Origin of the sequence: Streptomyces sp. NPDC057654 (genome assembly GCF_042800135.1) — a bacterium.
In the GTDB taxonomy this organism is placed as follows: Bacteria; Actinomycetota; Actinomycetes; order Streptomycetales; family Streptomycetaceae; genus Streptomyces.
In genome coordinates this window covers 1-9,567 of the sequence record NZ_JBHVHQ010000273.1, presented here as the reverse complement: position 1 = coordinate 9,567, position 9,567 = coordinate 1, and the positions used below count along the sequence as shown (strand labels likewise).

The following is a 9,567-nucleotide window of genomic DNA, read 5'->3' as shown; positions in this document are numbered from 1 at the left end:
GTCCCGGTCCAGCAGGACGTCCGCGTCGAGCATGCAGACGTGGCCGGGCCGGCCGGGGGTGTTGGTCACTCCCACGTTCATCGTCCAGGACTTGTTGAACAATCCGCTGGTGGGGGCGTGCACGTAGTGGTTGGCGTGCGGGGCGATCACGTCCCGCCAGCGCGGCCGGTCGTCGGCCTCGACCACGGTCACCGCGTACCGGTCGGCGCTCAGCGTCTGGTCGCCGAGGGCCAGCAGGCACGAGAGCAGATTGCGCATCCGGTGGCCCGCGTCGCCGTCCCGGAACGGCACCACCACCAGCAGTTCGTGCCCGCCGGGCGCCGGACGGCCGCCGGTACGGGCGTCCGCCCACTCACGGACCTTGACCAGCGGCGCGGGCGCGGCGTCGGGCGTGTACGCGGCGCCGACGTGGTAGCCCATGTCGGTGCGCTGCTCGGTCTCGTCCAGCCAGGCGCCGAGTTCGGCGGTGTCCTCGGGGCGGGGGCCGAGCAGCGCGGCGAGCGCGTCGGTCAGCCCGGCGTGCGCGGCGGGGATCGCCGGTACGCTCCGCAGCCGCGCGTACGCCGCCGTCGCCACCGCGTCGTCGGCCACGAGCCGCTCCAGCCGCTTGACGGCCTCGACGACGTACGGCTCGCTGAGCTCCCAGGACGTGGCGCTGATGTCGCGGGCGCCCTGGTCGACGGAGAGGGCCGCGTGGTCGGCGAGCCGCTCCGCGACCTTCGCCACGACGCCCTCGGTCATACGTGTCATGTCGTTTCCCTTCCTGATCCCTGCTCTTGATCCCTGCTCTTGCTTCGTGAAGTGATCCCGGTCATAGGCGGTCGTCGGCCGCCCGTGATCGCATCAGTGCGGTTTCAACCCCGCACCCCTTCTTGGAGGTTGGTATGACCGGCGCAGCGGCCGTCTCGCCCGACGGACTGAAGGTCCAGGTGGCGCACCGTCACAACCCGTACAGCTACGTTCTCGACGACGCCGGGCTCGACGCCGTACTGCTGGAGGTCGGGCTGCTCCGGGCCGCGAGCATCCAGCGCCAGCACACCGCGGACGACGCGGACGCGCCGCGCGGCAGATACCCGCGGGCCGCGATGGGCTTCGTCCTGATGGACGCCACCGCGGGCCCCTGGACCCCCAATGAGGAGGCGGTCCTCGGGGTGGTCACCGTCGGGGACGGCGGCCACGCCTTCCTGCCGAACGCCGCCGCGAAGGCCGGCGCCCACCGGCGGCTGGGCCGCAACAACGGCGAGGCCGTCCATGTGGATCCCCATCTGCTCGGCGCGGGCGGTTTCCGGTACGGGCACTCGGCGCAGGTGCGCGGCCAGATCGTCGGCGCCAGCGGGCAGAGCACCGACCAGGACCTGTACGAAGCCGCCCGGCTGGCAGCGGACTTCGTGTCCGCGGTGAACACCCGGCACGCCCAGTGGGAGCAGTCCAACGCCACGGGCATCTGGACCGCCCCGGACGACGGGCCGGCCTCGGAGTACCGGGCCATGACGGATTGGTTCGAGCCGAGCTGATCCGAGCTGACCTGATCTGCCGCCGCCCGACAGAGGCCGTCGCGCCGGGCCGGCCGCCCCGGTCCGCGGCGGCCTTCAGGGCACCGGATCCGCCACAGGCCGTACGGTCAGCCGCCGCGCCGCGCGCGAGAAGTGTCCCCAGGCGCTGAGCGCGTCGCGTTCGAAGTTCTCCTCGGAGACCTCGGCCGAGATGCTGCCCTGGAGCTCCTTGCCGAGCTGCTCGATGCCCAGGTGGCTGGTGTACATCCGCTCGATCGCGTCGGCCAGGCCGTCCCTGGTGGGCGCGAACCGGTGGTCGGCGGGGAAGAACCTGCGCGCCTCGACCGTGTCCGCGTCGGTCATCAGAGTGCACACGCCGGAGAGCGCGGCCTCCAGCGGGGTGATGCCCAGCGTCTCGTAGCGCGAGGGGCAGACGAACACGCCGTTCGTCTTCACCCGGCGGAACAGCGCGTGGAGTTGAGGCTTGGAGAGCCGCCCGGCGGCCAGGAAGTCCGCGCGGTGCTCCGCCGGTACGCGCGCCCGCAGCCGCTCCCGCGCGGCGCCGTCGTCGCGGTCGTCGCCGACGACCAGGATGCGCACCGGAATGCCGCGGCTGCGCGCCCGTATCCCGGCGTCGACGAGCAGCTCGATGTTCTTGAAGTAGTCGAGGCGCGCGACGGCGGTGAACACGAGCAGTTCGGCGTCGTCGACGAAGTCCCGGAGTTCACCGTCGGCCAGGAACTCGGTCGTGTCGAGTAGCGGGATGGGCGGGCGCACGGCGAGGATGCGCCGCTCGTCGACGCCCCGGCTGACCAGGTGGCGGCGTTGCAGATGCGAGTGTTGCAGCACGAACATGCGGTCGCTGGCGCGCACCTTGTCCAGGCCCAGTTCCTGGTATTTGAGCAGGTGCAGCGCTTTGTCGGCGTCCCCGAAGGCCCAGCCGGTGGCGACCGCCGGGAAAGACCCGATGAAGTCGTAGACGAACGGCCCGTGATGGGTCACGCAGCACGCGAATTCCTCGGGGTGGAAGCCCAGCAATGCGTCCGTCTGGTAATAGAGCATCGCCGGGCCGTCGATGTCCTGTTCGGCCAGCAGACGGTGGGCGGCCTCGGCGATGGCGGCGGCCACCGCGCTGTCGCGCATGTCGAAATGGAACCGGAGTATCGCGCACAGGACGCCGGACCGGCGCTCCAAATGCACCCAGGGCTCGTCGAGTTCCTCGTCCCGCTTGTAGAGAATGGCTCCGGCGGAGAGGTCGGCCCGCTGGAGGCAGCGCAGGACGGAGCGGGCGAAGGAGGTCGCGCCGACGTGCGCCGGCACCTGCTCGTCGTCGGGGAAATAGCGCTCGTTCACCACGATGATGCCGGACAGGTGCGGATCGGGTGGATTCACCGCCGGCCACCGCCGTCTTGCTCACCCGCGGCCACACTGGCGGACTCGCCGACGGCTTCACTGACGGCCTCACCGGCGGCCTCGCCCGCGGCGGAATTGCGCACCAGCCGGGTGTTGTCCGTCAGGCCCACGTCGTAGCCCCGCTCCCGTTCGAGCCGGAGCATCTCGGCGGGCCGGAAGTTGAGGATGTAGGCGCGGCGGACGGCGTCCGTGGCGTTGCCGCGGGAGTAGTGCAGCGTGGTGCCCGAGTGGGCGATGCCCTCGCCGGCCGAGACCGGTACGGCGGTCGCGCCGGTCTCGTCCTCGGAGCAGTCGCACATGATGTTCTTGCCGTCGCTGGTCGGGTAGTGCGTGCGCAGCGGCTCTCGATGGGAGCCCTGGACGTACCACATGCAGCCGTTGTCGAGTTCGGTGTCGTCCAGCGCGACCCAGATCGACACGGCCCGCTTGTCGGGCAGGTCGATCCAGTAGGCCGCGTCCTGGTGCCACGGCGTCGGCACGTGGGTACGCGGGGCCTTGTGGATCAGCATGTCGAAGTCGAGTACGGCGTCGTCCCCGATCAGCGCCTTGGCGACCGCCAGGCCCCGGGCGTGCAGCGGCATGTCCAGGAGCGGCTTGTAGAGGGCGCACGGCCACATGATCTGGGTGATGTTCTCCCGCACCCCGTCCCGGCGCGGCACGTGGGATCCGAGGTCGGAGCGCTTGTCGCCGCTCTCGATCTCGCCGGCCAGGAAGCGGTCGTAGATGTCCCGGTAGGTGTCGACCTCCGGCGCGGAGAGCAGGCGACCGGTGGCGACAAAACCGTCCATATCGAACTTCTGGGCCAGCGTGAGGTCAGCGTTCACTGTCATGAGGACCCTTTCGTCTAACGTGAACCCGATGGAGCCGATGTAACGTTCAGGGATTTACCGATGACATGCGGGAAATAGCGCACACGAGGGCGCGGCGGATATTCCGCAGGGCAGGCCGAATTCGGCACAGGGAAATGCCGAGGAATTGCCCGGCCGGCAGGCGTGCGGCGACCGTGCGTGCATTCCTTCGGAGACTGCCCGCGACTGGATGACTTTCCTGACGTCGACGCTGACGGGAAAGTGCGAGCACACAGATTCACACCCGCGGGCGCAGCGCCCGGGGATGGCGGAGTGGCCTACCGGAAGCCGTGCTCCGGTGGTTCGGGTGGTTCAGGTGATGCGACGAGACGATCGGCGCAGGGCGGCGCGGCAGGCGCGGGCGCGCTGCGGCACAGCGGCGTCAGTCGCTACAGAGACGAACGGCGGAAACGGCTCTTTCCAATACCTTGCTGTGAATCTGCGACACTGAAACCCCCGTGATCCGGTGTGCTGAATTCTTCAGGTGCGAGCGAGCCGCGCTATGCGGATTCTTGTCCGCCGTGGCGTTCGTGATGCTGGAGAATCTACCGATCATGGCGAGCACGCGTCAATAGGTTCAGACCAGATCCGTAATACGCGAACGCAAACCTCCGCGGCGCTTCATCCTCCGGACACGGGCCCGTCGCCGCCGCTTCGGACATGTCGCCGCCGCTTCGGACATAAAGGCAGACATAAAGGTGGGGGAGGCCGGAATGAACCGGCCCCCCCCCACCCTCGGCGCGGACCCGCGCTCAGCCCGCCTCGATCTCCACGACCGGCTCCGCGAACTGGGCCGTGTACAGCCGGGCGTACGCGCCGTCCGCCGCCAGCAGCGAGTCGTGCGTGCCCTGTTCCACGATGTTGCCGGACTCCATCACGAGGATGAGGTCGGCGTCGCGGATGGTGGACAGGCGGTGGGCGATGACGAAGCTCGTACGCCCCGACCGCAGTTGGGCCATGGCGTGCTGGATCAGCACCTCCGTGCGGGTGTCGACCGAGCTGGTCGCCTCGTCGAGGACGAGGATCGCCGGCTCGGCCAGGAACGCCCGCGCGATGGTGATGAGCTGCTTCTCGCCGACGCTGACGTTCGAGCCCTCCTCGTCGATCACCGTGTCGTAGCCGTCCGGCAGCGTCCGTACGAACCGGTCGACGTGCGTGGCCTTCGCCGCCTCCACGATCTTGTCCATGGAGGCGGACTCGGCCCCGTACGCGATGTTCTCCGCGATCGTGCCGCCGAACAGCCAGGTGTCCTGGAGCACCATGCCGATGTTGGAGCGCAGCTCCTCGCGGGACATCTCGGCGATGTTCACACCGTCCAGCGTGATGCGGCCGCCGTTCACCTCGTAGAACCGCATCAGCAGATTGACCATGGTCGTCTTGCCGGCGCCGGTCGGGCCGACGATGGCGACGGTCTGGCCGGGGCTGACCGTGAGCGAGAGGCCGTCGATGAGCGGGCGGTCCTTCTCGTACCGGAAGGAGACGTCCTCGAACGCGACCTGCCCGCGCACGTGCTCCGGGCGCAACGGCTCGGCGGCGTCCGGGGACTGCTCCTCGGCGTCGAGGAGTTCGAAGACCCGCTCGGCGGAGGCCACGCCGGACTGCACCAGGTTGGCCATCGAGGCGACCTGCGTCAGCGGCTGGCTGAACTGGCGCGAGTACTGCACGAACGCCTGCACGTCGCCGATCGACAGCGAGCCGCTGGCGACGCGCAGCCCCCCGACGACCGCCACCAGCACGTAGTTGAGGTTGCCGATGAACATCATCGCGGGCTGGATGATGCCCGAGATGAACTGCGCCTTGAAGCTGGCCGCGTACAGCGCCTCGTTCTCCTCGCGGAACGTCTGCGCGGACTCCTTCTGCCGGCCGAAGACCTTCACCAGCGAGTGGCCGGTGTACATCTCCTCGATATGGGCGTTGAGCTTGCCCGTCGACTTCCACTGCGCGACGAACTGCGGCTGCGCGCGCTTGCCGACCCGCGTCGCGACGACGATCGACAGCGGCACGGTGACCAGCGCGACCAGCGCCAGCAGCCAGGAGATCCAGAACATCATGGCGAGCACGCCGACGATGGTCAGCAGCGAGGCCGCGATCTGGCTGAGCGTCTGCTGGAGGGTCGTCTGGATGTTGTCGATGTCGTTCGTGGCACGGGAGAGGACCTCGCCGCGCGCCTGCTTGTCGAAGTAGCTCAGCGGCAGCTTGGCGAGCTTCTGCTCGACGTCCTCACGCAGCCGGAAGACGGCCCGCTGGACGACGGTGGTGGCGATCCGCGCCTGGATGAAGCCGAAGACGGCCGCGCCGACGTAGATCAGCAGCACCCACAGCAGCACCTGTCCGACGGCGTCGAAGTCGATGCCCTGGCCGGGCGTGAAGTCCATCGAGTTCAGCATGTCGGCGACGGTGCCGTTGCCCTGCTGCCGGACCCGCTCGACCGCCTCCGCCTTGGTCGCGCCGTCCGGCATCTGCCGGCCGATCACGCCCGCGAAGATCAGGTCGGTGGCCTTGCCGAGGATCTTCGGGCCCAGTACGGACAGCGCGACGCTCACCAGGCCCAGCAGCAGCGCGACCGTGATGATCGCGCGCTCGGGGCGCAGGGAGGCCAGCAGCCGGCGGCTGGAGCCGCGGAAGTCCATGGAGCGCTCGGTGGGCTGCCCGCCCATGAAGCGCGCGGGACCGGCCGCGGGCGCCGGCCCCCGGCGCGGCCCGTCCTCCTCCTGCTCCGTCTGCTCCGTCGGCTCCGTCTGCTCCGGTTTCTCCGGCTCCTGCGGGCTGTCCGGTTTCTCCGGCCTTTCCGGGGTACTCACGCCGCCTCCTGCTCGGTGAGCTGGGAGAGCACGATCTCCCGGTATGTGTCGTTGTCGGCCATCAGCTCCGTGTGGGTGCCGGTGCCCACGACGCGGCCCTCGTCGAGGACGACGATGCGGTCGGCGTCGCGGATCGTGGACACGCGCTGCGCGACGATGACGACCGTCGCCCGCTCCGTGTCCCTGGCCAGCGCCGCCCGCAGCCGGGCGTCCGTCGCGTAGTCCAGCGCCGAGAACGAGTCGTCGAAGAGATAGATCTCCGGCCGCCGCACCAGGGCGCGGGCGATGGCCAGGCGCTGGCGCTGCCCGCCGGAGACATTGGAGCCGCCCTGCGCGATCGGCGCGTTCAGCCCCTCCTCCATCTGCTCCACGAAATCCCGGGCCTGCGCCGTCTCCAGCGCCTGCCACAGCTCGTCGTCGCTCGCGTCGGGCTTGCCGTACCGCAGGTTCGAGGCGACCGTCCCGGAGAAGAGATACGGCTTCTGCGGTACGAGGCCGATCACCTCCGCCATCGTCACGGGGTCCAGGTCGCGTACGTCCACGCCGTCGACCAGCACCGCGCCGTCCGTCGCGTCGATCAGCCGCGGCACCAGGTTCAGCAGCGTCGACTTGCCGCTGCCCGTCGACCCGATGACCGCCGTCATCTCCCCCGGCCGCGCCACGAGGTCGATGTTCCGCAGCACCGGCTCCTCCGCGCCCGGGAAGCGGAACTCCACGCCCCGCAGCTCCAGATGGCCGTTCCGGCGCAGCTCCGTGACCGGCGCGGTCGGCGGCACGACGCTGGAGTCGGTGGTCAGGACCTCCTGGATGCGCTCGGCGCACACCTCCGCGCGCGGCACCATCATGAACATGAAGGTGGCCATCATCACGGACATCAGGATCTGCATCAGATAGGTGAGGAACGCGGTCAGCGCGCCGACCTGCATGCCCCCGCTGTCGATGCGGTGGCCGCCGAACCACAGGACGGCGATGGACGACAGGTTCACGACCAGCATCACGGTCGGGAACATCAGGGACATCAGCCGGCCGGCCCGCACCGAGACGTCCATCAGCTCGGCGTTGGCGCCCGTGAAGCGCTTGCGCTCATGGGTGTCGCGGACGAAGGCGCGGATGACGCGGATGCCGGTGATCTGCTCGCGCAGCACCCGGTTGACGATGTCGATGCGCTCCTGCACGCCGCGGAAGATCGGCCGCATCCTGCGCACGATCAACGTCACGACGATGCCGAGTACGGGCACGATGACCAGCAGCAGCGCGGAGAGCGGCACGTCCTGGTTGAGCGCCATGGCGATGCCGCCGACGCACATGATCGGCGCGGAGACCATCAGCGTGAACGTCATCAGGGTCAGCATCTGAACCTGCTGGACGTCATTGGTGGTGCGGGTGATCAGGGACGGCGCGCCGAAGTCGCCGACCTCGCGGGCCGAGAACGACTGGACCCGGTCGAAGATGGCGCCGCGCAGATCGCGGCCGACGGCCATGGCCGTACGGGCGCCGAAGTAGACGGCCCCGATCGCGCAGACGATCTGGAGCACGGTGACGGCGATCATCCAGCCGCCGGTGGAGAAGATGTAGCCTGTGTCGCCCTTCACGACTCCGTCGTCGATGATGTCGGCATTGAGGGTCGGGAGATACAGCGTGGCGAGCGTCTGCACGAGTTGCAGCGCAACGATCAACGCGATCGGTTTGGAGTAGGGCCTCAGATACGCCCGCAGAAGTCGTACCAACACATCGGAACCCTATGCGAGACAAGGCCATTCCGACCCGTCCTTTTCCCTGCGCTTTCCCTGCCCTGTTCCCACGCCCTGACCGAGCCGCCGCCGCTACCCGTCATCATGGGGAGCGGCACTTGACGGAAAGGGGTCGCCGTGGCGACGACACAGACAGCACCGGCCGGCACCATCCGGTACTGGGCAGCGGCGAAGGCCGCCGCCGGCGCCGCGGAGGAGCCGTACGCGGCGGCGACGCTCGCGGAGGCCCTGGACGCGGCCCGGCGGCTCCATACGGAGCGGCCGGAGTTCGCGCGGGTGCTGCTGCGCTGCTCGTTCCTGGTGGACGGGGACCCCGTCGGCACGCGCGACCACACGACGGTCCAATTGGCCGAGGGCGGCACGGTCGAGGTGCTCCCGCCCTTCGCAGGAGGGTGAAGCCCGCACCATGAGCAACCAGCCACATGACCCGTACGCACCGCACGACCCGTACGACCCGAACCGCCCCCACGAGCCGTATCCGCAGCAGCAGCCTTACGGGCAGCACGACCCCTACGCGGCGCCGCAGGACCCCGGGGCGTGGCCCGCGCAGGCACAGCCGGAGCAGCAGCAACAGCAGCCGTACTACCCCGCGCACCAGGACGGCTACCAGGAGCAGCCCACTCAGACCTGGGCGGGCCCGACCTGGGACACGCGGACGTGGCAGACCATCGCGGCTCCGCAGGACGGCGGGCAGCCGGGACCGCTGCCGCCCGAGCAGCCGCAGCCGCAGGCACAAGGGCAGCCGCAGTACGGCGCGTACGGGACCGGGGCCGGCCAGTACCAGGAAGCGCCGGTCGGCCAGGCCGCGTGGCACGGCGACCAGTCCTCGGCGACGCACGCCCCCGCCGGGTACGCCCCGATGGACGGCGGCCGGGACGTACCCATGCCGCAGCCTCAGCAGGCCCAGCAGGCCCAGCAGGCCCAGCAGCCCCGACAGACACAGACGGCTGAGCCCGTCCAGGAGCCGCAGGCCCCGATGACCGCCGCGGAGAAGGCGCGCGCCGAGGGCCGGCCGCAGATCCTCGCGCCGGGGCTCCAGCCCGCCGCGATCACCGCGGTGCTCGCCGTCCTGCTCGCCGTGGCCGCGCCGCTGCCGCAGGCGGTGCTCGCGGTCCCCGTGGTGCTGCTCCAGGCGGTCACGGCGGCGGGCTGGTTCCGGCTCAACGGCATGTGGCCCGCGCGGCAGGGCATCGCGCTGGCGTTCCTGGCCGGGCTGGTCGCCGACATCGGGCTGCTGGCCACCGACGCGGACCAGGCCCCG

The 9,567-nt window shown here is 70.1% G+C and carries 6 protein-coding genes and 2 pseudogenes; 3 read left to right on the top strand and 5 right to left on the bottom strand.

Annotated elements, in window-relative coordinates:
- Window positions 1–750: pseudogene (locus tag ACFU99_RS20885) on the bottom strand (hypothetical protein); the annotation flags it as partial.
- Between the two features lie 134 nt (window positions 751–884).
- On the opposite strand from ACFU99_RS20885, the gene ACFU99_RS20880 reads away from it, so the two are divergent.
- Window positions 885–1,514 carry a hypothetical protein gene (locus tag ACFU99_RS20880; RefSeq protein ID WP_384394128.1) on the top strand — a complete coding sequence of 210 codons (630 nt, stop codon included), beginning with the start codon at window positions 885–887 and terminating at the stop codon, window positions 1,512–1,514.
- Between the two features lie 75 nt (window positions 1,515–1,589).
- Here ACFU99_RS20880 and ACFU99_RS20875 read toward each other — a convergent pair whose 3' ends face one another.
- The 4 genes from ACFU99_RS20875 to ACFU99_RS20860 form a co-directional block, all read right to left on the bottom strand.
- Window positions 1,590–2,885: a glycosyltransferase family 4 protein gene (locus tag ACFU99_RS20875; RefSeq protein ID WP_384394126.1), complete on the bottom strand. Its 1,296-nt coding sequence runs from the start codon at window positions 2,883–2,885 to the stop codon at window positions 1,590–1,592.
- Window positions 2,882–3,736, bottom strand: a complete 855-nt coding sequence (locus tag ACFU99_RS20870; protein WP_384394124.1) for a phytanoyl-CoA dioxygenase family protein — start codon at window positions 3,734–3,736, stop codon at window positions 2,882–2,884. The genes ACFU99_RS20875 and ACFU99_RS20870 overlap by 4 nt, the downstream gene beginning before the upstream one ends.
- A gap of 770 nt (window positions 3,737–4,506) precedes the next feature.
- Window positions 4,507–6,411 (bottom strand): ABC transporter ATP-binding protein, encoded by a 1,905-nt coding sequence (locus ACFU99_RS20865; protein WP_384394131.1) that lies wholly within the window; start codon window positions 6,409–6,411, stop codon window positions 4,507–4,509.
- Between the two features lie 140 nt (window positions 6,412–6,551).
- Entirely contained in the window at window positions 6,552–8,285 is a 1,734-nt protein-coding gene (locus tag ACFU99_RS20860; RefSeq protein ID WP_384394122.1) for an ABC transporter ATP-binding protein, read from the bottom strand.
- Window positions 8,286–8,456: 171 nt separating this feature from the next.
- On the opposite strand from ACFU99_RS20860, the gene ACFU99_RS20855 reads away from it, so the two are divergent.
- Window positions 8,457–8,702: a MoaD/ThiS family protein gene (locus ACFU99_RS20855; protein WP_384394129.1), complete on the top strand. Its 246-nt coding sequence runs from the start codon at window positions 8,457–8,459 to the stop codon at window positions 8,700–8,702.
- Window positions 8,703–8,712: 10 nt separating this feature from the next.
- Window positions 8,713–9,567, top strand: a pseudogene (locus tag ACFU99_RS20850) (hypothetical protein); the annotation flags it as partial.